The 22828-nt window shown below is 71.7% G+C and carries 21 protein-coding genes; 12 read left to right on the top strand and 9 right to left on the bottom strand.

From position 1 onward, the window contains the following. Positions 1-118: 118 nt before the first annotated feature. Complete coding sequence (locus ACFYOH_RS27015) at positions 119-2461, top strand: PQQ-binding-like beta-propeller repeat protein (RefSeq protein WP_388630385.1); 2343 nt, start codon at positions 119-121, stop codon at positions 2459-2461. A 130-nt stretch (positions 2462-2591) separates the two neighbouring features. Here ACFYOH_RS27015 and ACFYOH_RS27010 read toward each other — a convergent pair whose 3' ends face one another. Genes ACFYOH_RS27010 through ACFYOH_RS27000 form a run of 3 tightly spaced genes read right to left on the bottom strand, consistent with a single transcriptional unit; the run spans position 2592 to position 4957 of the window. Then, positions 2592-3368 carry an enoyl-CoA hydratase/isomerase family protein gene (locus ACFYOH_RS27010; protein WP_388630382.1) on the bottom strand — a complete coding sequence of 259 codons (777 nt, stop codon included), beginning with the start codon at positions 3366-3368 and terminating at the stop codon, positions 2592-2594. Then, positions 3365-3775: a Zn-ribbon domain-containing OB-fold protein gene (locus ACFYOH_RS27005; protein ID WP_388630380.1), complete on the bottom strand. Its 411-nt coding sequence runs from the start codon at positions 3773-3775 to the stop codon at positions 3365-3367. The genes ACFYOH_RS27010 and ACFYOH_RS27005 overlap by 4 nt, the downstream gene beginning before the upstream one ends. 27 nt (positions 3776-3802) lie before the next feature. Next, positions 3803-4957 (bottom strand): lipid-transfer protein, encoded by a 1155-nt coding sequence (locus tag ACFYOH_RS27000; protein ID WP_388630377.1) that lies wholly within the window; start codon positions 4955-4957, stop codon positions 3803-3805. An 88-nt stretch (positions 4958-5045) separates the two neighbouring features. On the opposite strand from ACFYOH_RS27000, the gene ACFYOH_RS26995 reads away from it, so the two are divergent. Then, positions 5046-6653, top strand: a complete 1608-nt coding sequence (locus tag ACFYOH_RS26995) for a FadD3 family acyl-CoA ligase (protein WP_388630374.1) — start codon at positions 5046-5048, stop codon at positions 6651-6653. Positions 6654-6702: 49 nt separating this feature from the next. Here the strand turns inward: ACFYOH_RS26995 and ACFYOH_RS26990 are convergent, their stop codons facing one another. From ACFYOH_RS26990 to ACFYOH_RS26980, 3 genes are read right to left on the bottom strand one after another with little or no spacing between them, the layout of a single operon-like run. After that, entirely contained in the window at positions 6703-6972 is a 270-nt protein-coding gene (locus ACFYOH_RS26990; protein WP_388630371.1) for a hypothetical protein, read from the bottom strand. A gap of 58 nt (positions 6973-7030) precedes the next feature. Continuing rightward, positions 7031-7234, bottom strand: coding sequence for a DUF397 domain-containing protein (locus ACFYOH_RS26985; protein ID WP_388630368.1), 204 nt, complete (start codon positions 7232-7234; stop codon positions 7031-7033). Continuing rightward, positions 7215-8066: a helix-turn-helix domain-containing protein gene (locus ACFYOH_RS26980; protein ID WP_388630365.1), complete on the bottom strand. Its 852-nt coding sequence runs from the start codon at positions 8064-8066 to the stop codon at positions 7215-7217. The genes ACFYOH_RS26985 and ACFYOH_RS26980 overlap by 20 nt, the downstream gene beginning before the upstream one ends. Positions 8067-8185: 119 nt before the next feature. Between ACFYOH_RS26980 and ACFYOH_RS26975 the strand changes: the two genes are divergently transcribed. Beyond that, positions 8186-8803: an ATP-binding protein gene (locus ACFYOH_RS26975; protein WP_388630362.1), complete on the top strand. Its 618-nt coding sequence runs from the start codon at positions 8186-8188 to the stop codon at positions 8801-8803. A gap of 103 nt (positions 8804-8906) precedes the next feature. Here ACFYOH_RS26975 and ACFYOH_RS26970 read toward each other — a convergent pair whose 3' ends face one another. Then, positions 8907-9083 (bottom strand): hypothetical protein, encoded by a 177-nt coding sequence (locus ACFYOH_RS26970; RefSeq protein WP_388630360.1) that lies wholly within the window; start codon positions 9081-9083, stop codon positions 8907-8909. Between the two features lie 212 nt (positions 9084-9295). Then, entirely contained in the window at positions 9296-12271 is a 2976-nt protein-coding gene (locus ACFYOH_RS26965) for a BTAD domain-containing putative transcriptional regulator (RefSeq protein ID WP_388630357.1), read from the bottom strand. Between the two features lie 190 nt (positions 12272-12461). Here ACFYOH_RS26965 and ACFYOH_RS26960 point away from each other — a divergent pair, with 190 nt between their 5' ends. The 6 genes from ACFYOH_RS26960 (at position 12462) to ACFYOH_RS26935 (ending at position 19796) form a co-directional block, all read left to right on the top strand. Beyond that, entirely contained in the window at positions 12462-13685 is a 1224-nt protein-coding gene (locus ACFYOH_RS26960; protein WP_388630354.1) for an amidohydrolase family protein, read from the top strand. Then, positions 13682-14608: an LLM class F420-dependent oxidoreductase gene (locus ACFYOH_RS26955; RefSeq protein WP_388630352.1), complete on the top strand. Its 927-nt coding sequence runs from the start codon at positions 13682-13684 to the stop codon at positions 14606-14608. The genes ACFYOH_RS26960 and ACFYOH_RS26955 overlap by 4 nt, the downstream gene beginning before the upstream one ends. A gap of 10 nt (positions 14609-14618) precedes the next feature. Further along, positions 14619-15389 (top strand): SDR family NAD(P)-dependent oxidoreductase, encoded by a 771-nt coding sequence (locus ACFYOH_RS26950; protein WP_388630349.1) that lies wholly within the window; start codon positions 14619-14621, stop codon positions 15387-15389. A gap of 98 nt (positions 15390-15487) precedes the next feature. Further along, complete coding sequence (locus ACFYOH_RS26945; RefSeq protein WP_388630346.1) at positions 15488-16606, top strand: LLM class flavin-dependent oxidoreductase; 1119 nt, start codon at positions 15488-15490, stop codon at positions 16604-16606. 14 nt (positions 16607-16620) lie between these two features. After that, on the top strand, positions 16621-18351 hold the full coding sequence (locus tag ACFYOH_RS26940) for an amidohydrolase family protein (RefSeq protein WP_388630343.1): 1731 nt from the start codon (positions 16621-16623) through the stop codon (positions 18349-18351). Then, complete coding sequence (locus tag ACFYOH_RS26935) at positions 18348-19796, top strand: aldehyde dehydrogenase family protein (protein ID WP_388630341.1); 1449 nt, start codon at positions 18348-18350, stop codon at positions 19794-19796. Before ACFYOH_RS26940 ends, ACFYOH_RS26935 begins: the two co-directional genes overlap by 4 nt. Positions 19797-19853: 57 nt before the next feature. On the opposite strand, the gene ACFYOH_RS26930 is transcribed toward ACFYOH_RS26935, so the two are convergent. Next, positions 19854-20249: a nitroreductase/quinone reductase family protein gene (locus ACFYOH_RS26930; protein WP_388630338.1), complete on the bottom strand. Its 396-nt coding sequence runs from the start codon at positions 20247-20249 to the stop codon at positions 19854-19856. Positions 20250-20395: 146 nt separating this feature from the next. Between ACFYOH_RS26930 and ACFYOH_RS26925 the strand changes: the two genes are divergently transcribed. The 3 genes from ACFYOH_RS26925 to ACFYOH_RS26915 are packed head-to-tail and all read left to right on the top strand — an operon-like array spanning position 20396 to position 22822. Next, complete coding sequence (locus ACFYOH_RS26925; protein WP_388630335.1) at positions 20396-20773, top strand: hypothetical protein; 378 nt, start codon at positions 20396-20398, stop codon at positions 20771-20773. Between the two features lie 11 nt (positions 20774-20784). Continuing rightward, a complete protein-coding gene (locus tag ACFYOH_RS26920; RefSeq protein ID WP_388630332.1) occupies positions 20785-22350 on the top strand; it encodes a peptidoglycan-binding protein in 1566 nt (521 codons plus the stop codon). Then, positions 22304-22822, top strand: coding sequence for a protease inhibitor I42 family protein (locus ACFYOH_RS26915; protein ID WP_388630330.1), 519 nt, complete (start codon positions 22304-22306; stop codon positions 22820-22822). Before ACFYOH_RS26920 ends, ACFYOH_RS26915 begins: the two co-directional genes overlap by 47 nt. The last annotated feature ends 6 nt before the right edge of the window (positions 22823-22828 follow it).

Below are 22828 nucleotides of genomic sequence, written 5' to 3'. Positions count from 1 at the left end.
CCGCCCGGCCAGGAAGAATCTGGGGTGCGTGCCGCCTTGGCGGTGCGGTGGTGAGACGCTGCACTTCGGTCGCGTACATATGTGGGTGGCGCGGCTCGTACGGGGAGGTGGCAGGCAAGTGGTGGATCAGCTGACGCAGCACGATCCGCGGCGGATCGGGCCGTTCGAGGTGCTGGGCCGGCTGGGCGCCGGCGGCATGGGGCTGGTCTATCTCGCGCGCTCGGCGTCCGGCCGGCGCGTGGCGATCAAGACGGTGCGCACCGAGCTGGCCGAGGACCAGCTCTTCCGGGTGCGCTTCACCCGCGAGGTGGAGGCGGCCCGCGCGGTCTCCGGCTTCTACACGGCGGCCGTGGTCGACGCCGACCCGCGCGCCGCCGTGCCCTGGCTGGCGACGGCGTACGTCCCGGCGCCCTCGCTCGAGGAGATAGTGAACGACTGCGGGCCGCTCCCGGCCCAGGCCGTGCGCTGGCTCGCCGCGGGAGTGGCGGAGGCCCTCCAGTCCATCCATGGCGCGGGGCTGGTCCACCGCGACCTCAAGCCGTCCAACGTGCTCGTGGTCGAGGACGGCCCCCGGGTGATCGACTTCGGCATCGCCTCCGGTGTCTCCAACACCCGGCTGACCATGACGAACGTCGCCGTCGGCACCCCCGCCTACATGTCCCCCGAGCAGGCCAAGGACTCCCGCAGCGTCACCGGCGCCAGCGACGTCTTCTCGCTCGGCTCCATGCTGGTCTTCGCGGCCACCGGCCACCCGCCCTTCCACGGCGCCAACCCGGTCGAGACCGTCTTCATGCTGCTGCGCGAGGGCCCGGACCTCACCGGCCTGCCCGACGAGCTGCGCCCGCTCATCGAGGTCTGCATGCAGATGGAGGCCGCCGCCCGGCCCACCCCGGCCGACCTCCAGGCCCAGCTCGCACCCCATCTCTTCGGCTCCGGCTCCGACGACAGCGGCACCGCCTCCGCCTGGCTGCCCGAGAAGGCCGTCGCCCTCATCGAGGCCCGCCGCGGCGGCCGCCCCGCCGTCAAGCCCGCCCCGGTCACCACCGGCGGGCCCAGGAGCGGCGGCCGCGCGGCCGTACCCCCGCCGCCCCCGTACGACCCCCCGGCCCCCGTGCCCGTCGGCGCCCCCTCCGCCGCGCCCGACACCGGCCCGGTCCGCCTCGCCGGCGCCCAGGTGCCCATCGGCCCCGGTCCGCGCGTCGCCGACGCCCGCGCCGCCGCCGTCAAGGCACCCCCGCCGGAGGCCGGCCTGGTCGCCAGCTGGTCCCGCCCCCGCCCCGGCGTCACCGGCCCCGACCCGAACGTCCCGCCCCAGCCCCCGGAGACCGCGAGCGGCTGGCGGCCCTGGCGGTTCCGCATGTCCAACGAGGTCTGGGGCACCCCTGCCGTCGACGGCGACATGGTCTACGTCACCTCCTTCGAGGTGCACGCCCTGGACGTGGCCACCGGCCGGCGCCGCTTCAAGACCCGGGACGTCGCCTGGTCGATGTCCGTGGCGGACGGCCGTATCCACGCCTCCGACGGACCGACCCTGTTCGCCCTGGACGCCCGCGAGGGCACCGACCTGTGGCGGCTGTCCACGGACGCCTGGGTGTACTCCCTCAAGGCCGACCACGGCACGGTCGTCACCGGCACCCGCGGCGGCGGCGTCCAGGCCTGGGAGGCGTCCAACGGCCAGAAGCTGTGGGAGATCGCCGGCTGCCAGACCGACTTCGAGTCCCCGGAAGCCGGTCCCCTCGTCCACGACGGCACGGTCTACGTCTGGCAGGACGCCCGGCTGCGCGCCCTGGAGGCCCGCACCGGCGAGGAGCGCTGGTCGTACCCGGTCGGCGACGCGGCCTCCTGCGGCGGCGTGCCGGTCCGCCTGACCCCCGCCCCCGACGGTTACGTGTACGTCTCCGCCGGCACCCGTGTCCTCGCCGTCGAGGCGGCGAGCGGCATGGTCCGCTGGCACTTCGAGGCCCCCGCGGTCTTCCTCAGCCCGCCGGCCTTCGCCCCCGGCCCGGCGGTGACGGGCGGCGGCATCTACCTCGCGGACTACCTGGGCACCGTCTACGCCCTCGACGCCACCGACGGCCGCGACCGCTGGCGCATCGCGACGGAGGCACGTTCGTCGATCGAGCCGGTGCTGGTCGCCGCCGGGCACGTCCACGTCGGCAGCGGCAAGGGCCTGTACACCCTGGACGCGGTCACCGGCACGCCCAAGTGGCGCTTCCAGGCGGGCGGCGACGTCGTGGGCGCCCCCGCGGTGGCGGAGGGCCGTATCCACTTCGGCTCCACGGACCACCTGCTCTACACCCTGAAGTCCGACGACGGCCGCCTGCGCTGGAAGCTGGCGACCGGCGGCGAGATCACCGGTTCCCCGGTGGTCAAGGACGGCGTGGTGTACGCGTGCAGCAAGGACCGGTGCGTGTACGCCCTGGACGCGGAGAAGGGGACGGGGACGGCTCGGACCTCGTGAGGCGCGCACCGGGGAGGGCCTGACGAGGTGTGCGACGGCCGTCGTACCGGTGTGTCACGGAAGGGCTCCGGACGGCGGCCGTCCCAGGGCTGACGCTACCCCGGGTGCGCGTTCCCCGCCATGCGGTCACTCACCGTGTCCGCGGCTCGGTGCGGCCCCTGTTGCGGAACAGCTCCGCCTGCCGTTCGACGGGCAGATTGCCCAGGGCGACGAGCGGCGGGGCCTGCGCGAACGCCTGGGCCAGGGCGGCCTCCCGCGCCGCCCACAGCGCCCGCACGGTCCCCTGCACCCCCTCCGCCGGATACCCGGCGATGACGGAGGCACACCGCACGGCGGCCGCCAACGCACCACCCTCCTCCGTCACTTCGGAGACCAGCCCGATCTCCCGGGCCCGTCGCGCGGAGATCCGCTCGGCGGTCCCCATGAGCATCATCCGAGCCACCTCCCCGTACGGCATCCGCGCCGCCATCAGCATCGACTCGTAGGCGCTGACCATGCCGTACGAGGTGTGCGGATCGAAGAAGACGGCCGTCGGATCGGCGACGACGAACTCGCACTCGCCCAGCAGATAGAAGGCACCCCCGCAGGCCATCCCCCGCACGGCGGCCACCACCGGCTTCCACAGGCCGCTGGCCTTCGGCCCGACGGTCAGCAGCGGATCGTCCTGCATGTACGGCGAGGAGGGCTGCGGCACGACGACGTCCCGGTCTATCCCGGTACAGAACGCCCGCTCCCCGCCCCCGGTGAGCACGACGGCCCGCACGGAGTCGTCGAACCGCAACGCCCGCCAGACCGTGCCGAGTTCGCGAGCCATGTCCAGGTCGATGGCGTTGAGCCGGTGCGGCCGGTCCAGGGTGACGACGGCGACCCCGCTGTCCTTGTCGGCGTCGACCCGTACGGCGCTCACGCGAGCACCCACTGCGGCAGCCCGCCGTCGCCGAAGACGACGTGCACCCGGGCGCCGATCCGGATGCGCTGCGGATCGAGCGAGCCGAGGGGTGCGCCGGCGTGGCGCACCACGTTGCCGACCAGCCGGATCCGGGGGCAGTCCGCGAGCTCCACCACGGCGACGTTGTACGGCGCCTGTTCGGCGTAATCGGGGAGGAGGGGCGGATGCGGCACGACGTACGACCAGATCCGTCCACGTCCGCTGGTGAGCCGCCACTCGCTCGCGAAGGACTGGCAGTGCGGGCAGCAGGGCCGGGGCGGGAAGCGGGGTTCATGGCAGTCGCCGCAGGCCTGGACGCGCAGTTCACCGCGGGCGGCGTACTGCCAGAAGGGGGCGCCGTCGGTGTCGGTGACGGGGATCAGCATGATCGGCTCCTCAGTGTCCGCAGTGCCTCAGTTCCGCAGGAGAAGGGCGGAGGTGGGTACGCCTTCGCCGGCCGTGACCAGACAGGTGGCGGCGCCGGGCACCTGGGCGGTGCTGGTCCCGCGCAGTTGCCTCACCCCTTCGTTGATGAGGTTGAAGCCATGGACGTAGGCCTCGGAGAGCCCGCCCCCGCTGGTGTTGAGGGGCAGCCGCCCCCCGATCTCCAGGGCTCCTCCCTCGGTGAAGGCGCCCCCGTCTCCTCTTCCGCAGAAGCCGTAGCCCTCCAGCGAGAGCGGTATGAGGACGCTGAAGGCGTCGTAGATCTGCGCCACGTCGACGTCGTCCGGCGTGAAGTCGGCGTGCTTCCACAGATGCCGGGCGGCGGTCCAGGCGGGCCCGGTGAGGGGGTCGTCGTTCCAGTAGTTGACCATGCCGTGGTGCTGGGCGGGCAGTCCCTGGGCGGCGGAGTGGACGTACACGGGCTTGGCACGGCAGTCCCGGGCGCGCTCTTCGGACACGAGGACACAGGCGAGGGCCCCGTCCGTCTCCAGGCAGTTGTCGAAGAGGCAGAGCGGCTCGCTGATCCAGCGCGAGGTCATGTACATCTCGCGGGTGAGCGGCTGTTCGTACATCACGGCGGCCGGATTCTGGTTGGCCCGGTTCCGGCAGGCGAGGGCGACGTTGAAGAGGTGGTCGCGGGTGGCGCCGTACTCGTGCATGTAGCGGCGGGCGAGCATGGCGATCTCGTCGACGGGGCGCAGGAGCCCGAAGGGCCGGGTCCACTGGGCGGGAGTGGGCAGTTGGACGGCCGTATTGGTCCATGGCCGGGCCCCGCTGCCCCGCTTCCGCGACCGCCAGGCGACCCCGACGGTGGCCTGCCCGGAGGCGATGGCGGCGGCTAGATGCGCGACGGTGGCGCAGGAACCACCGCCGCCGTACGGGGCTTTGCTGAAGAAGGTGAGATCCCCGAACCCGACGGCCTTGGCGAGCTCCACCTCGTCGGTCTCCTCCATGGTGTAGGAGGCGAGCCCGTCGACCTCACCGGGCGCGATCCCCGCGTCGTCGAGCGCGGCGAGCACGGCCCGGCAGGCGAGCGTCTTCTCGTCCTCCGGAAGGTGCTTGGCGAACGCGGTCTGCCCGATCCCGACGATGGCGGTGGCGTCCTTGAGCCCGGTTACTGCCATGGCGTCCCCCTCAGCCCTACGTCCTGACAGGGCGTCAGATTACAGCTAACCTGACGGTCAGTCAGCTATGCGGTGCAGGGGGCCTGTGATGAGCGACTGGGACACCATCGACACCATCCCCGATCTGGTCCGGTGGTCGGCCGAGCGGTACGCGGACACGGAGGCGGTGGTCGAGGGCCGTACCAGGATCACGTACGCCGAACTGGGCGCCCGCGCCGAGCGCGTGGCTGCGGCCTGCCTGGCGATCGGGGTGCGGGTGGGCGACCGGGTCGCGGTCTGGGCCCCCAACTCCCTGGACTGGATCGTGTCGGCCCTCGGCGCGGTGACGGCGGGCGCGGTCCTCGTCCCGCTCAACACCCGCTTCAAGGGAACGGAGGCGGCGGACGTACTGCGCCGCAGCGGAGCGCGGCTGTTGTTCGTCACGGGCACCTTCCTGGGCGCGTCGTACGTGGCGAGCCTGCGGCGGGCGGCGGGGGAGGGGGTGCCGCACGGCCGGAGCCCGCTACCGGGCCTGCCGGAGCTGGAGGAGGTGGTGGTCCTGTCGGAGGACGCGCCACCGGACTTCCGCACGTGGAAGGACTTCCTGGCGGGAGGGGAGGGGGTGGGTTCGGCCGAAGTCAGGTTGCGGCTGGGCGAGTTGGCGGGTACGGCGCCGTCGGACATCATCTACACCTCGGGTACGACGGGCCGCCCCAAGGGCGCGGTCATCACGCACACCCAGACCCTCCGGGCGTACGAGATCTGGTCGGACCTGGCGGGACTGCGGTCGGGCGACCGCTACTTGATCATCAACCCCTTCTTCCACACCTTCGGCTACAAGGCCGGGGTGATCGCCTGCCTGATGCGCGGGGCGACGATGATCCCGCAGCCGGTGTTCAGCGTGGAGACGGCACTGGCGAACATGGCGGCGGAGCGCATCTCGGTGCTGCCCGGCCCGCCCACCCTCCTGCAGTCATTGCTGGACCACCCGTCCAGGGACGCCCACGACCTCTCGGCGCTGCGTCTGGTGGTGACGGGAGCGGCGGTCGTGCCACTCCGTCTGGTGGAACGCCTGCGTGCCGAACTGGGCGTGGACACGGTCCTCACGGCGTACGGACTCTCGGAGGCGAGCGGCATCGTCACGATGTGCCGGCGCGGCGACGAGCCGTCGGTGATCGCGTCGACCTCCGGCCGGGCGATCCCGGGGACGCAGATACGGCTGGTGGACGCGAAGGGCACGCCGGTACGGCCCGGCGAGGCGGGCGAGATCCTGGTCCGCGGCTTCAACGTCATGCGCGGCTACTACGACGACCCGGCGGCGACGGCCGAGGCCATCTCCCCCGACGGCTGGCTGAGGACAGGCGACGTGGGCGTCCTGGACGAGGCGGGCAACCTGCGCATCACGGACCGCATCAAGGACATGTTCATCGTGGGCGGCTTCAACGCGTACCCGGCGGAGATAGAGCAGCTGCTCGCCCTCCACCCGGATGTGCGCGAGGCGGCCGTGATCGGCGTACCGGACGCACGGCTGGGCGAGGTCGCCAAGGCGTTCGTGGTGCGCAGGCCGGATTCGACGCTGACCTCGGACGACCTGATCGCGTGGTCCCGCCGCGAGATGGCCAACTACAAGGTGCCGAGGGCGGTCGAGTTCGTGCCGGAACTCCCGCGGAACGCGAGCGGGAAGGTGCTGAAGGGGATTTTGCGGGGGCGGGGGTGAGGTGCACTTCCGGCGCCGTGAAGTGACCGTGGGGCCGCCCGCTTCTTGGTCAGTGTCGTGCTTCCGCGAGGTGCGTCAGGGGGGCAGTCGCTGAACCGTGGCTCACGATCAGCCGGGGTTCGCGGAGCAGCACGGCCCGGAGGTGAGTGAGGAGGTCCGGGTCCCGCCCCGGCTCGGCCCAGGCGCCCTGCCGCAGCCGGGTCCAGCCCTCTGCCCGCAGCGCACGCGTGAGACTGCGCCGGGGCCAGCCGGCCTCCACGGCACGTGAGGTGAGCAGGACGCCCCGGTTCGCCAGCGCCCTCAACTCCGTCCGCTCCACCCCGGCAAGATCGCAGAATCCGCGACTTGCCGCTCAGCCTTGGATGACCGGGGCGGGGTCAGCCCTTCAGCGAGTCGAGAAAGGCGGACCAGGCGAGGGGCGGGACGAGGAGTACGGGCCCGTCCTGGGCCTTCTTCGAGTCGCGGACGGGGACGACGCCGGGGTGAGCGTCAGAGACTTCGACGCACTCACCGCCGGTGCCGTTGCTGTAGCTGCTCTTGCGCCACACGGCCGTGCTCAGGTCAATCCCGGTGCTTGCCATCTCGGTAGTCCTCTGCCGCAGCCTCGATGATCGCAAGGGACGCCTCAGGCGGCAGTGCGGCGGCCCTGAGCAGATCGTACGACTCGCGGTACTGCTTCACGAGCGCCGGATAGTCGATGAGTTGGCCACTGTGCAGTGACTCGGTGTACAGGACCGGAGGTGCGTCCGTGAAGGCCATGAACCTGGTCATGCCCATCATGAACGGATGGACTCCGGTGGTTTGCGGGACGATCTGCAGAATGGAGTGTGTATTCCTCACCACCTGCGTGATGTGGTCCAGCAGTTCCGCCATGCCCGCATCAGGAAGGGCCGGGCGCCGGATCAACGACTCGTCCAGGATCGCCCAGAACTTCGGCGGGTTCTCGGAGTCGAAGAGCTTGGCCCGTTCCATGCGGGCGTGGACCTTCTCCTCGACCTCTTCGCCCGAGGCGCGCGGCATGGCGGCTCGTACGATCGTGCGGGTGTAGGAGGCTGTCTGAAGCAGCCCCGGCACCAGCATCGGCGCCCAGTCCTCGATCGTCTCCGCATGGCGCTCCATCTCCGCCACATCCGCGAAGTACTCCGCATGCCCCGACTGCCGTGCCCGGCGGGCGTCTTCACAACGGCGCTCGAAAAAGCCGTCCGTCTTCAGCACCCTGTCGACGTGCCGGGCCAGATCCATCGGCATGCGCCGTTCGCCGCGCTCGATCTGGCTGAGAAAGGGAACGCCCCGAAAGCTCCCCTCGGCCAACTGCTCCAGGGTGAGTCCCGCCAGTTCCCGTCGATAGCGCAACTCGGCGCCGTAGAAGGAGGGGACGTTCGCGGATGCGTCGGGGTCCTTGCGTGGGGGCACAACTCATCACCGCCGTTTGCCAGTTGCGCTGCGTAGCCGAAACCTCTTCAAAAGGTACCGACGTTGGCGCCATCGTGTGACTGATTCGTCACAGAGAGCACAGGAAGGCGTACGCAACCGTGTCGTCCTCGAATCCCCCCTCCACCCACCGTGCCGACTCCGTCTTCGACACCGCCCTCTGCGTGGACGACCTGCGCGACGCCCTCTCCGCCCACGGCATCACCCTGCCGTCCCTCCGGGTGGACCTGCCGAGCTTCGCGGGCACGTACCGGCCCCCGGCCGGCCTGGTCGCACTCGGCAACTGCAACGCCGCCACGGCGCGCAGGCTGGTGGCGGTGCTGCGGGACACCGGTACGGCACCGAGCCGGCCGCCGCTGGACGTGGAGCTACCCGCCGTACCGCAGGCGCTCCAGGGCCTCCGCCGTACCGTCCGCCGCTACCTGGACGTGCCTTGCGCCGACGTCCAGCTCTGTGTCACCGAACTCGTCACGAACGTGATCCGGCATGTGGGGGAGGGCAGCGCGGTCCGTGTGCGGGTGGCCCGGACGGACGGCAACCGGGTCCGCGTCGAGGTCACGGATTCGGCCGAGGAGGCTCTCCCCGTGTCCCTGCCCAGCGCGCCCGATGACGAGACGGGACGCGGCCTCGCCCTGCTGGATGCGGTGGCGCTGCGCTGGAGCGTGGAGCAGGGGGTGGAGGGCAAGACGGTGTGGTGCGAGCTGGCGGGGGCGGAGTGAGCGACGGTTCGCGGCAGCGGGTCAAGGTATCTGCCCCGGACACACGTCGGCCGCGACGGCTCCCCCTCGGCGCCGTCGCGGCCGGTCCCCCGTCGGTCTTGGATCAGGCGGGCTCGGACGTGATGTGGGTGTTGTCCGGAGTCACCGTGCCGTCGGCGGCCACCGCCTCGGCGTCCGTGATGTGGGTGTTGAGCGGCTTGACGTCGGTGCCGGCCTCGGCGTCGGTGATGTGCGTGTTGTCCGGCGTGACGACCGGCTCGTCCTTGATGATGTCGCTCATCGGGTGCTCCCCTTGATTGCGTTGCAGCTGTGGCGGGCCCATCCGGACACTCCCCCGAGTGTGGCCGGATGGGCCGCTGGAGCCGCCCACTCTAGATCGCGAGTACGGCGGTCTCACCGGCTGGTCCGTCTGCCCCCCGACACGACGGCCCGGTATCGATGAGACTGCCGCGGGGCGATAAACGATCGATGAACGCCGCGACAGCGCCCAGATCAGGCAGCGGCGGCTGGTGCCAGAAGCGCTTGGACCTCCGCCGCCTCCGGGGAGTTCAGCCGTTCGTAGATCTCCAGGGCCTCGCGCCAGCAGACCTGGGCCCGGCCCGTGTGCCCGATCCCGTTCAGCGCCTTCCCGAGTACGGTCAGCACGTTGCCGCGCCGCCACTCGCCGCCGATCTCCTTGAGCGGGGTCAGGGCCATCTCGGCGTTGGCTGCGGCCTGGGCCGGTCGTTGGGCGAGTAGGTCCACCTCGGCGAGCCGGAAGAGGGTCATCCCTTCCCACAGGCGCTGCCTGCTGGCCCGGAAGACGGTCAGGGCCTGGCCCAGATGGGCACTGGCGTCGGCCAGTTGCCCGCTCTTACCGAGGGCCAGCCCGAGGGCGTAGTGGCCGTTGGCCGCCTTCAGCGAGTGCCCGAGCTGCTCGTACGTCTCTGTGCCCTGCCGTGCGAGATGCACCGCGCTGTCGGCCCGGTCGGTCTGCAGGTGCAGGCGCGAGAGGTTGCACAGTGCCGCTGCCGCGCCGGAAAGGTCGCCGCAGTCACGGAAGTCCGAGATGGCACGCTCCAGGTATGCCTCACCCTCGGCGTAACGGCTCTGGTAATAGGCGAAGATCCCGAGGATGTTCGCGGCCCAGCAGCATGGCAGCGGGTCGTTGGCGGCCTCCGACAGGGCAAGGGCCTGTTGCGCCTCCTCATACGCCTGGGTGAACTGTCCTGACCAGTGCCGTGCGTTGGCCAGTACCAGGATGGCCCGGCCTTCGGCCCGTGTGTCGGATGCAGCGTGGGAGGCGCTGCGCAGGGCTGCGCCGGCCGCCTCGTACTCCTTGAAGTTCGCTCCTGACTCCGCGAGGTCGACCGCCGCCCACAGCAGGTCGACGGCGCGCCGCAGCGTCGCGCCGCCCGACGACTGCCGTACGCAGGCCAGAATCGGTACGGCCTCGGAGTAGAGCCAGTCCTGGGCGGCGCGGCGATCGGTGAAGACCAGTCCTGGGACACTGGTCTTCTCCAGATGATCCACCAGCCGGTCCCCCGGCCGTTCCATCGCATAGACCTGGGCCGCCGTGGCCAGATAGAAGTCCAGCAACCGCGACATCGCAGCCTCCCGCTCGCTGGGCGGCTGCTCGTCCCGCTCCGCGCACGCACGCGCGTAGAGGCGGACCAGGTCGTGGAAGCGGTAGCGACCGGGCGCCGCCGACTCCAGCAGCGATGTGTCCACCAGGGACTCGAGAAGGTCCTCGGTCTCCTCCAGAGGGAGGTCCAGGACCGCGGCCGCGGCCGCCAGCGAGATGTCCGGGCCGTCCGCCAGGCCCAGCAGCCGAAACGCCCGGGCCTGGGCAGGATCCAGCTGGCCGTACCCCAGCTCGAAGGTCGCCTTCACCGCCAGGTCCCCGGCCTGCAGTTCGTCCAGGCGGCGGCGCTCGTCCGCGAGTTTCGCCGCCAGGACCGACACCGTCCAGGTGCGGCGCGCCGCCAGCCGGGACGCCGCGATCCTGATCGCCAGCGGCAGGAAGCCGCACGCCGCCACCACGTCCAGCGCGGCCTCCCGCTCGGCCGCCACCCGTTCCTCGCCCACGATCTTCGTGAACAGGGCCAGCGCCTCGTCCGGGGACATCACGTCCAGGTCCACCAGGTGGGCCCCGGCCAGGTCGACCATCCTCACTCGCGATGTCACCAGAGCCGCGCAGCCCTCCGTACCCGGCAGGAGCGGGCGTACCTGGGCCGCGTCCTTGGCGTTGTCCAGCAGGACCAGCACCCGGCGGCCGTCCAGGACCGAGCGGTACAGGGCCGAGCGTTCCTCCAGGCTGTCCGGGATCGCCGAGTCCGCCGTGCCCAGGGCGCGCAGGAAGGAGCCCAGGACCGTCTCCGGTTCCGCCGGGCGGGGGCCCGCGCCCTGGAGGTCCACATAGAGCTGGCCGTCGGGGAAGGCCGCGCGGGCCCGGTGGGCCACGTGCACCGCCAGGGTCGTCTTGCCCACGCCGCCGATGCCCGCCAGCGCCGACACCGCCATCACCCGGCCCCCGGCGTCCACCGGCTCCGACGCCGAGGACAGCACCTCGCTCAGCTCGGCCACGAAGGACGCGCGGCCCGTGAAGTCCGGAACCGAAGCGGGGAGTTGGGCCGGGCGGACGGCCACCACGGACGGCTCCGCCGCAGGGGACGACGGTTCCGCCAGGGCCGGGTCCGCCTGCAGGATGCGCTGCTGGAGCTCGCGCAGGCCGGGGCGCGGGTCCACGCCCAGTTCCTCGGCGAGCAGGCGGCGGGTGTCGGCGTAGACCGCCAGGGCCTCCGCCTGGCGGCCGCTGCGGTACAGGGCCAGCATCAGGAGTTCGCGCAATCGCTCACGCAGGGGATACGCGGCCGTCAGCGCCGTCAGCTCCGAGACCGCCTCCGCGTGGCAGCCCTGCTCCAGGTCCATGTCCAGGCGGGACTCCACCAGACCCAGGCGCCATTCCTCCAGGCGGACCCGCTGGGTCTCGGCGTACGGGCCGGGGACGCCGGCCAGGACCTCGCCGTCCCACATGCCGAGGGCCTGGTTCAGCAGCTCGCGAGCGCGGCACAGGTCGCCGGCGGCCCGTGACTTCTCCGCCTCCGCCGCCAGGTCCTGGGCCACGGTCAGATCCAGGGCTCCCTCGGCCGGCACCCGCACCGCGTAACCGCCGGACTCGCTGACCAGCACCCCGGGCGGCAGGACCTTGCGCAGGCGGGAGGCGTACGTACGCACCGCCGCCAGGGCCTGCGACGGGGGCTCGGGGCCCCACAGCGCGTCGATCAGTTCCGCCGCCGTCGCCGTACGGCCCTCGCGCAGCAGCAGGGCGGCCAGCAGGGCGCGCTGCTGGGGCGAGCCCGTGCCGATCTGCTCAGCACCGCGCCAGGCCCGCACCGGACCGAGCACGCCGAACCGCAGCGCCTCCGGCTCCGTGACGGTCACGGAGCCGGGACGCCGCTGCTCAGGCACTCGCGGCCCACCGTCCATGCGTTCGTCCCCCTCGGCATCACGAACAACCCCGTCAGTTTGCCTTGTTCCGGGCGGTTGCGTCAGCCGTGGGAGACGCCGATCACAGGGCGGCGCATCGCAGCACACAAACCCCTCACACCCTCTTTGCAAGCGCCCGACCGAAGCGCAATAGCTGACGGACCGTCAGATCGGCGCTACCGTGAGGGTCATGGAGACCACACAGTTCCCGCTGATCATCTCCGTCGACGACCACACCGTCGAGCCCGCCCGCGTCTGGCAGGACCGGCTGCCGGGGAAATACCGGGACGTCGGGCCCCGGATCGTGCGCGCCCCGCTGAAGGAGATGACCTTCCTGGGCGGGCGTTTCAAGCCCGTCATGGGCGAACCCGGCAGTACCGAAGGGCCTCTCGGCGACTGGTGGGTCTATGAGGATCTGCGGCGGCCCCTCACCCGGCTCGACACCGCCGTGGGGTACAGCAGGGACGAGGTCAAACTCGAAGTCATCACGTACGAGCAGATGCGGCCCGGGTCGTACGACGTGGCCGCCCGGCTCGCCGACATGGACGTCAACCATGTGCAGTCCGCCGTCTGCTTCCCCACCTTCCCCCGCTTCTGCGGGCAGACCTTCACCGAGGCCGCCGACAAGGAACTCGCCCTGCTGTGCGTGCGCGCCTACAACGACTGGATGGTGGAGGAGTGGTGCGGGGCTCAGGCGCACGGGCGCCTGATACCGCTCACCCTCGTACCCCTGTGGGACGCCGAGCTGGCGGCGGCGGAAGTGCGGCGCAACGCCGCGCGCGGCGTCCGGGCCGTCGCCTTCTCCGAGATACCCCCGCATCTCGGGCTGCCGTCCGTGCACACCGACGACTGGGACCCCTTCCTCGCCGCCTGCGACGAGACCGGCACGGTCGTCGCCATGCACATCGGCTCCAGCAGCCGTATGCCCTCCACCTCCGCCGACGCCCCGCCCGCCGTCGGCTCCACCATCACCTTCGCCAACTGCTGCTTCTCGATGGTGGACTGGCTGATGAGCGGCAAGTTCGAGCGGTTCCCGAACCTCAGGGTCATGTATGCGGAAGGGCAGATCGGATGGATCCCGTACATCCTTGAGCGCGCCGATGTGGTGTGGGAGGAGAACCGCGGGTGGGGCGGGGTCGCCGGCAAGGTCACCCGGCCGCCGTCCGAGCTGTTCTCCGAGCACGTCTACGGCTGCTTCTTCGACGACGCCTTCGGGCTCAGGAACCTGGACGCCATCGGGGTCGGCAACGTCCTCTACGAGACCGACTATCCGCACTCCGACTCCACCTGGCCCAAGTCCCGCGAGGTCGGCGAGGCCCAGATGGGGCATCTGCCGGCGGACGTGGTCGAGCGGATCGTGCGCGGCAACGCCATCGAGCTGCTGGGGCTCACCCCCGAAGGGCTGTGGCGGTGAGCGCCCTGGCGTACGGCATCCAGCTGCCCGTGCAGGCGCAGAGCACCCTGTTCGCGGAAGGCTGGGAGGCCGGGGCCGGGCCGCAGGACCTGGTGGCCGTCGCGCGGGCCGTGGACCGGGCCGGGTTCGAGTACCTCGCCGCCTGTGATCACGTGGGCGTGCCGCGCCGGCTCGCCCCCGCCATGGGCACGGTCTGGTACGACCCGGTCGCCACCCTCGCCCATCTCGCCGCCGTGACCGAGCGGGTGCGCCTGCTCAGCCATGTGGCGGTCGTGGCGCTACGGCACCCTCTCCTCAGCGCCAAGCAGTACGCCACCCTCGACCACCTCTCCGGCGGCCGGCTGGTCCTCGGGGTCGGGGCCGGGCACGTCCGGGAGGAGTTCGAGGCGCTCGGGGCCGACTTCGAGCGGCGGGGGGCCGTGCTGGACGAGACGATCGACGCGCTGCGCGCCGCCCTGGGGCCGGAGGAGTTCCCCGAGCACCACGGGAAGATCTACGACTTCGCCGGGCTCGGCCAGCGGCCCCGGCCGGCCCAGCCGCACGTCCCCCTCTGGGTCGGCGGCTCCTCGCCCGCCGCCGTACGCCGGGCCGCGCTCAAGGGTGACGGCTGGCTGCCGCAGGGGGATCCGCGGGACCGGCTGCCCGCGCAGATCGCGAGGCTCGGGCGCCTGCGGGCCGAAGCCGGCATCGAGGGGCCGTTCACCGTCGGCGCGATCGCCGAGCCGCTGTACGTCGGACGGGCCGGCTGGGAGGTCGGACGGCGGACGCTCACCGGGCCGCCGGAGGAGGTCGCCGAGTCGCTGCGGGCGTACCGGGCGATGGGCGTGAACCAGGTCCAGGTGCGGTTCCGCAGCCGGAGCCGGGCCGAACTCATCGAGCAGATCGGGCTGTTCGGGGCGGAGGTCGCACCCCGGCTGAACTGAGGAGGAGTCCATGGGCAAGCTGGACGGGCGGGTCGTCGTCATCACCGGGGCGGCACGCGGACAGGGCGAGCAGGAGGCACGGCTCTTCCGGGCGGAGGGGGCGCGGGTGGTCGTCGCCGATGTACTGGACGACCAGGGGGAGGCCCTGGCCAAGGAGATAGGCGCGCTGTACGTCCATCTCGACGTCGGCACCGAGGAGGGCTGGCGGGCGGCCGTGGCGGCCACCAAGGCGGCGTACGGGCACATCGACGGGCTGGTGAACAACGCGGGGATCCTGCGCTTCAACGCGCTCGTGGACACCCCGCTGGACGAGTTCATGCAGGTCGTGCAGGTCAACCAGGTCGGCTGCTTCCTGGGCATGAAGGCGGTGGCGCCCGAGATGGCCGACGGCGGGACCATCGTCAACACCGCCTCCTACACGGCCCTGACCGGCATGGCGGCCGTGGGGACGTACGCCGCCACCAAGCACGCCGTGCTGGGGCTGACCCGGGTGGCCGCGCTGGAGCTGGCGGGCCGGGGCATCCGGGTCAACGCGATCTGTCCGGGCGCCATCGACACCCCGATGTCCAACCCGGCGCGCCTGGACCCGGACGCCGACCCGGAGGAGATGAGCCGGGCCCTGGACGAGCTCTACCGCAAGCTCGTGCCGCTCGGGCGGGTCGGGCAGCCGGAGGAGGTGGCGCGGCTGGCGCTGTTCCTCACCTCGGCGGACTCGTCGTACATCACCGGGCAGCCGTTCGTGATCGACGGCGGGTGGCTGGCGGGGGTCAGTGTGATCTGACGAACCGTCAGCTATTGACGGTCGCGGCGGCCGGTGCGACAGTCGGCCGACAGGAGATCTGACGGTTCGTCAGAACGGACTGAGGACGGTGAACCGCCTTGGAATTCGGGCTCTTTGTACAGGGATACGTGGGCAAGCGCGCCGAGACCGACCCGCTGGGCGAGCACAAGGCGCTGATGGAGGAGACCGAGTACGTCATCCAGGCGGACAAGTCCGGCTTCAAGTACGCCTGGGCCTCCGAGCACCATTTCCTGGAGGAGTACTCGCACCTGTCCGCCAACGATGTGTTCCTGGGGTATCTGGCGCACGCGACGGAGCGGATCCATCTGGGGTCGGGGATCTTCAATCCCCTCGCCCAGGTCAACCATCCGGTGAAGGTCGCCGAGAAGGTGGCCATGCTGGACCACCTCAGCGAGGGGCGCTTCGAGTTCGGCAGCGGACGGGGGGCCGGCAGCCACGAGATCCTCGGGTTCATACCGGGTGTGACCGACATGAACTACACCAAGGAGATCTGGGAGGAGACCATCGCCGAGTTCCCGAAGATGTGGCTCCAGGACGAGTACGCCGGCTTCCAGGGCAAGCACTGGCAGCTGCCGCCGCGCAAGGTCCTGCCGAAGCCGTACGGGAAGTCGCACCCGGCGATGTGGTACGCGGCCGGCTCCCCGCAGTCGTACGCCATGGCCGCGAAGAAGGGGCTCGGCGTGCTCGGGTTCAGCATCCAGAAGGTCTCCGACATGGAGTGGGTGCTGGAGCAGTACAAGACGGCCGTCGTGAACGCGGAGCCGGTGGGGGACTTCGTCAACGACAACGTGATGGTCACGACCACGGCGATGTGCGCGCCGACGCATGCCGAGGCGATCGACATCGCTGTGCACGGCGGGCTGCACTATCTGCCCTCCCTCGTCTTCCGGTACCACGACACCTTCCCGCGCCCCGAGGGCTTCCCCGTGTGGCCGGAGACGCTGCCCGAGTACACGCCGGAGTTCGTGGAGCTGCTGGTGGAGGAGGAGCTGCTGATCTGCGGTGACCCCGACGAGGTGCTGCGGCAGTGCAAGCGGTGGGAGCAGGCGGGCGCCGACCAGCTGAGCTTCGGGTTGCCGGTGGGCGTGCCGAAGGAGGAGACGCTGCAGACGATCCAGCTGATCGGGGAGCACGTGATCCCGAAGATCGACACGGATCCCGTGCACCGGACGTCCAGGTTCCGTCAGGCCGTCTGAGGGGGTTCAGGGACATGCTGGACCATCTCATCAAGGGTGCCACCGTCGTGGATGGCACGGGTGCGCCCTCGTACCTCGCCGACGTCGGCATCCGCAACGGCCGGATCGCCGTCGTCGGCACCGTCACCGAGGACGCCCGGACCACCGAGGACGCCCCCGGCCTCGTCCTCACCCCCGGCTTCGTCGACCCCCACACCCACTACGACGCCCAGCTGTTCTGGGACCCGTACGCCACGCCCTCCCTCAACCACGGGGTGACGACCGTCGCCGCCGGGAACTGCGGCTTCACCCTCGCACCCCTGAACCCCGCTCGCCCCGAGGACGCCGGCTACACGCGCCGGATGATGTCCAGGGTGGAGGGGATGTCCCTGGTGGCGCTGGAGGAGGGGGCGCCCTGGAGCTGGCATTCCTTCGGGGAGTACCTGGACGCGCTCGACGGGCGGATCGCCGTCAACGCCGGATTCATGGTCGGGCACTGTGCGCTGCGGCGGTACGTCATGGGGCCGCAGGCCGTCGGGGGGCAGCCGAGCGAGCAGCAACTGGGCGCGATGCTGCGGCTGCTGCACGAGGCCATGGACGCGGGGGCCTGGGGGCTGTCCACCACGCAGTCCGGTACGCACTCGGACGGGGACGGGCAGCCCGTCGCGTCCCGGCATGCGCGACCGGCGGAGCTGCTGGCGCTGTCGAGGGCCGTCGGCGAGCACGAGGGGACGCAGATCGAGGCGATCGTCGCCGGCTGTCTGGATCAGTTCAGCGACGACGAGATCGATCTGCTGGTGGAGATGAGCGCGGTCGCCGGCCGGCCGCTCAACTGGAACGTGCTCACCGTCGACGCGGCCGTACCGGAGCGGGTGCCGCGGCAGCTCAGCGCGAGCGAGCGGGCCCGGAAGGCGGGCGGCCGGGTGGTGGCGCTCACCATGCCGATCCTCACCCCGATGAACATGTCGCTCGGCACCTTCTGCGCCCTCAACCTCATCCCGGGCTGGGGTCCGGTCCTCGGGCTGCCCGTGCCGGAGCGGATCGCCAGGCTCCGGGACCCCGCCGTCCGGGCGGAGATGCTGCGGCGGGCCCGGTCGAAGGAGGCGGGCGTCTTCCGGCGGCTGGCGAACTTCGGCCGGTACGTCATCGGGGACACCTACAGCGAGGCCAACCGGGGGCTCACGGGCCGGGTCGTAGGGGACATCGCGGAGGAGCGGGGGCAGGACCCGTTCGCCTGCCTGGTGGAGATCTGCGCGGGCGACGAGCTGCGTACGGTGCTGTGGCCGATGCCCACCGACAACGACCCGGCCTCCTGGGCGCTGCGCGCCGAGACCTGGCAGCACGAGGACGTGCTGCTCGGCGGCTCCGACGCGGGCGCGCATCTGGACCGGATGTGCGGGGCGCCGTACACCACCCGGTTCCTCGGGGACTGTCTGCGCGGCCGGAAGCTGGTCGGACTTGAGCAGGCCGTGAAGATGCTGACCGACGACCCGGCGCGGCTGTTCGGGCTGCGGGAGCGGGGACAGGTGCGGGAGGGCTGGCACGCGGACCTCGTCCTGTTCGACCCGGAGCGCATCGACGCCGGTCAGGCCCGGCTGGTGCACGACCTGCCGGGTGACAGTCCGCGGCTGGACTCCAGGGCGATCGGGGTGCGGGCCGTGTGGGTCAACGGGGTCGAGGCGATCCGGGACGACGTGGTGAGCGGGGCCGTACCGGGGAAGGTGCTGCGGTCCGGCACCGACACGCGGACGGTGAGCACCAGGTGACGGGGGAGCGGCTGTTCGTCGGCGGGGAGTGGGTGGAGCCGGACGGCGGGCACTACCCGGTGACCGACCCGGCCACCGAGGAGACCGTCGGCTGGGCGCCGGAGGCCTCGCCGGAGCAGGTGCGGGCGGCCTGCGCGGCGGCCCGGGAGGCGTTCGGGGTGTGGTCGCGGACCAGGCCGGAGGAGCGGGCGGCGGTGCTGGGCCGGGCGGCCGAGCTGATCCGCGAGCGGATGGGGCCGTACACCGAGCTGGCCCGCGCGGAGACCGGCGCGACCACGGGGACCGCGCGGGCGATGCAGGTCGGGGTGGCCGCCGCCCGGTTCCGCCGGTACGCGCGCGTGGAGCCCGCCGAGTGGGCGATCGCGCCGCAGATCAACGAGGCCGGGCCGATGGGCCGGACCGCCGTGCTGGGCGCGCTGGCGGTACGGCAGCCCGTCGGCGTCGTCACCTGCATCACCTCCTACAACAACCCGTGGGCCAACCCGGCCGGCAAGGTCGCGCCGGCGCTGGCCATGGGCAACACGGTGGTGGTGAAGCCGGCCCCGCAGGATCCGCTGTCCGTGTACCGGATGGCCGAGGCACTGGAGGCGGCCGGGGCGCCGCCGGGGGTGGTGAACGTCGTCTCCGGGCGTTCCACCGAGGTGGGCGAGGCCGCCGTCGCGTCCCCCGACGTCGACATGGTGAGCTTCACCGGGTCCACGGCCGTCGGCCGGCGGATCGCCGAGGTGTGCGGGCGGGATATGAAACGCCAGCTCATGGAGCTGGGCGGGAAGGGCGCGGCGGTCGTCTTCGACGACGCGGACGTGGGCTCCACCGTCGCCGGCATCGGTACGACCTTCTCCTTCTACAGCGGACAGATCTGCACGGCACCGACCCGGGTGCTGGCACAGCGCGGGGTCTACGGCCGTCTCGTCGAGCAACTCGCCGGTTATGCACGAAGGTTGAAGGTCGGGGATCCGCGGGAGGCGGACACGGTCGTCGGGCCGGTGATCTCGGCGGAGCACCGGGCGCGGGTCGAGTCGTACGTCGAACTCGGCCGGAAGGAGGGCGCGTCGGTGGTCGCGGGCGGCGAACGGCCGTCGTTGGAGCGGGGTTTCTATGTCTCGCCCACCCTCCTCGCCGACTGCGCCAACGACATGCGGGTGGCCCGGGAGGAGATCTTCGGGCCGGTCGTCGTGGTCATCCCCTTCGACGACGAGGAGGAGGGGGTCGCCCTCGCCAACGACTCCGCGTACGGGCTCATCGACTACGTCTGGTCCGGTGACGTGGCCAGGGCGTTCCGGGTGGCCCGGCGGCTGCGGGCCGGGGGCGTGGGGGTGAACACCGTCGGCCGCAACATGGAGGCGCCGTTCGGGGGGTTCAAGCAGAGCGGGGTGGGCCGCGACGTCGGCTCCTACGCGCTGCACGCGTACAGCGAGGTGCAGGCGATCGTGTGGCCGGGGTGAGCGGGGCCATCCGGCGACACAACATCCGCCGTTCCCTCACCGACTCCCCCCGGGCCGTCACCCCTCCAGGTCCACCCGGACCGTCAGCAAGTCCGTGCCGAACGCCCTTACCGCCGCGCTGTTGAAGCGGGGCAGGGCGCGCAGGCGGGCCACCGGGTCGTCGTCGGGGAGGAGGTGGGCGGTGCCGTGGTGCCAGCGGCCGGCGAGGCGGACGCGGACCCTCGGGTCGGCCTGGATGTTGCGGACGTACTGGGACTTGTAGCCGAACTCGGAGACCAGCCAGAAGGAGTCGCCGACCTTGCGGCCGCCCACCGGGGTCTGCCGCGGCAGTCCGGAGCTGCGGCCCGTCGTCTCCAGGAGGGTCTGGAACGGCAGCCGCCGGTTGAGCGGGTTGGCGATGTGCCGTTGGAAGGCGGTCACCACGCGGTGCTTGCGGTCTGCGGGGGCTGACATACGGGTCGCTCTCCTGGTCTGACGGCACGGCGTCGCGGCGGGGATGGTGTGTCGGCTTGGTGCGGGGCGTGTGACCCCCGGACTTTCCGCCGACTGTCGCGTGTTAGCCTCCCCCGCGGTCGTGATCATTGCAACGGGGGAGCCTGATGGGCGCGTCTTCGGACGGCTACACGGTCAGGTCCGGGATGTCCGGACAGGCGAAGGAACTGGACGCCGCGGGCGACGACGCGGGCAAGATCCGCGAGGCGATCCAGCCGGGAATGTGCTACGTGGACGACGTGCTCGGCGGCCCGGACGCCGCCGCGGCGTTCAACGCGTACGCCGCCGCCTGGGAGGCGGAGGCCAAGGCCCTGGAATCGGCGCTGCACGAACTCGCCGACAAGGTACGGCTGTCGAAGGGGGCGTACCACGGCAGCGACAGCCTCGTCGGTACGAACGCCCACAACGTGGCCGTCGGCGAGAGCAACCTCACCAGCACCATGCCCGCCCACGCCGGCCGCCCGTCGGCGCTGGCCGGCTACTGAGAGGGCGGGCGATGACGGAGTCCACGGGCGACCGCAGCAAGCGGCTGGGCGAGCTGTGCAAGACGATTGCCTCCGCCGACAGCAAGAACGACCTGATCGACGCCATCAACGACGCGCTCGCCGTCTCCGCCCCGGTCGGTGACACGGCGACGCTGGAGTTCCTGGGCAAGCTGTACCAGAAGCAGGACCTCGGGGACCTCCACAAGCGCATCGACAGGGTGGCCAAGAAGGGCCTGCCGGACGTCTGGGCCGGGAACACGAGTGTCCTCGCCTCGGACGCGGTGGCCGCCGCCGGGCGGGCCGCCGGGACGGTGGGCCGGGCCCTCTACGGCGGCGGAGAAGCGCTGCTCACGTTCGCCGACGCCCTCAAGGACGCCCAGAGCCAGGACAGCGGCGGGCGGGAGACGCTGCACGAGGCACTCCAGATGCTCGGCGGCAAGGACGGCTGGTTCGACGACCTCTTCGAGTCCGACGCCGACAAGGCCGTCCGGCTGAACGCCCGTTCCCTCGCCTCCCTGGGCGCCGACGACATGCACAAGGCCGCGATCGCCGCCGACGACGCCGCCCACGCCGTCGCCAGGGACCTGAACAAGTGGGTCTCCGAGGCGCGCCTCGGCAAGCTGGGCACGAGCGACCTGACCGCCGTCGACAAGCTGATGCTGGCCGAGACCAGCGCCGTCGACGGCGACCCTGTGCTGAACGAGATCCTCACCGCGCACGACCTGGAGCGCGCCGGCCGGCGCATGGACCAGCTGAGCGCCGCCGACCGGGCCGCCATGGACCGGATGCTGGCCGGGTCGGGCAGTCCGCAGGAGCGGGCCTATCTGATGAAGGCCCTGGCCGCCGGGCACAGCGTGGCGGAGATCGAGCGGTTCCAGGGCCAGATCCAGGGCCACGACCCCGAGTGGCTGCGCAGGCATCTCACGCCGGTCGTCACCGAGGTGGACAGCATGGACGACGAGGGCCTGGCCTCCGACGGCTCCAACAACAACAAGGACTACGTCACCTTCGACGGGCAGCGGTGGATCCAGGGCGGCGACGGCTCGGAGGGCACCTGCGTGGCCTCGTCCACCGTCACCGCCCGCGCCATGGTCGACCCCCTCTACGCCCTCGGCCTCACCGGCGGGCCCAGCGGACAGGAGGACGACCCAGGGGCCTTCGAGCGGCGCCTGGTGGCCGAGCAGCACCGGCTGCACACGGAGGGCCACGGCGGTGACCACTGGGAGGGCATGGGCCCCGACGGGCAGGAGCACATCGCCGACACCACCATCGGTGCCGCCACCGGCGACGACTACCAGCGCCACGACCTGGACGGTGCCGCCGACCGCAAGGCGGTGCTGAGCGATGTGGAGAAGGCGGTCGCGGACGGCCGCCCGGTCCCCGTCGACGTCAAGGGCAAGGACGGCGCCCACGCGATGACCATCATCGCCCAGGACGGCGACAGACTGCAGATCTACAACCCCTGGGGCACGACGACCTGGGTCAGCGAGAACGACTTCATCAACGGACACATGAGCAAGGCAGCGGACAGTGGACTCAACGACGCGTACAGCGTGTACCTCCCGACGGCCAAGTAGGCGGAGCCTTTGGCGTCGGGGCAGGGCGGCGGGCGGTGCCCTCGCGGCGGCCGCGCTGCTCACGCTCGTCGCGGGCTGCGGGTCGGGCACCCGCGAACCCGCCCCCGTCGCGCACCCCACCGACGAACCGCGCATCACCGCGAAGGTCGGGGAGCGCTTCACGCTCACCGTCCATCAGAACGCCTCCACCCGCGAGCACTGGTACCTGTCCGACCCCAGGCCCGACGCCGACGTGGTCCGCGAGCGCGGGCAGCACAGCACCCCGGACTCCAAGCACCTGGCCGGCGCCGGCAGCGGCCTCACCTTCACCTTCGAGGCCACCGGCAAGGGCAGCACCCGGATCGTGCTGACCCACTGCACGTTCGCCACCACCTGCGACGAGGACGGCGGCGGCAACCCGGCCCCGGCGTCGACCGCACCGTACCGGCAGTCCGCGCCGAAGCGCGTCACCTACACCGTCACCGTCCGCTGAGCCGGC

This window comes from Streptomyces sp. NPDC007856, from assembly GCF_042868225.1.
GTDB lineage: Bacteria > Actinomycetota > Actinomycetes > Streptomycetales > Streptomycetaceae > Streptomyces.
The sequence above is the reverse complement of the archived record's forward strand: the minus strand, read 5'-3'. Positions and strand labels throughout refer to the sequence as shown.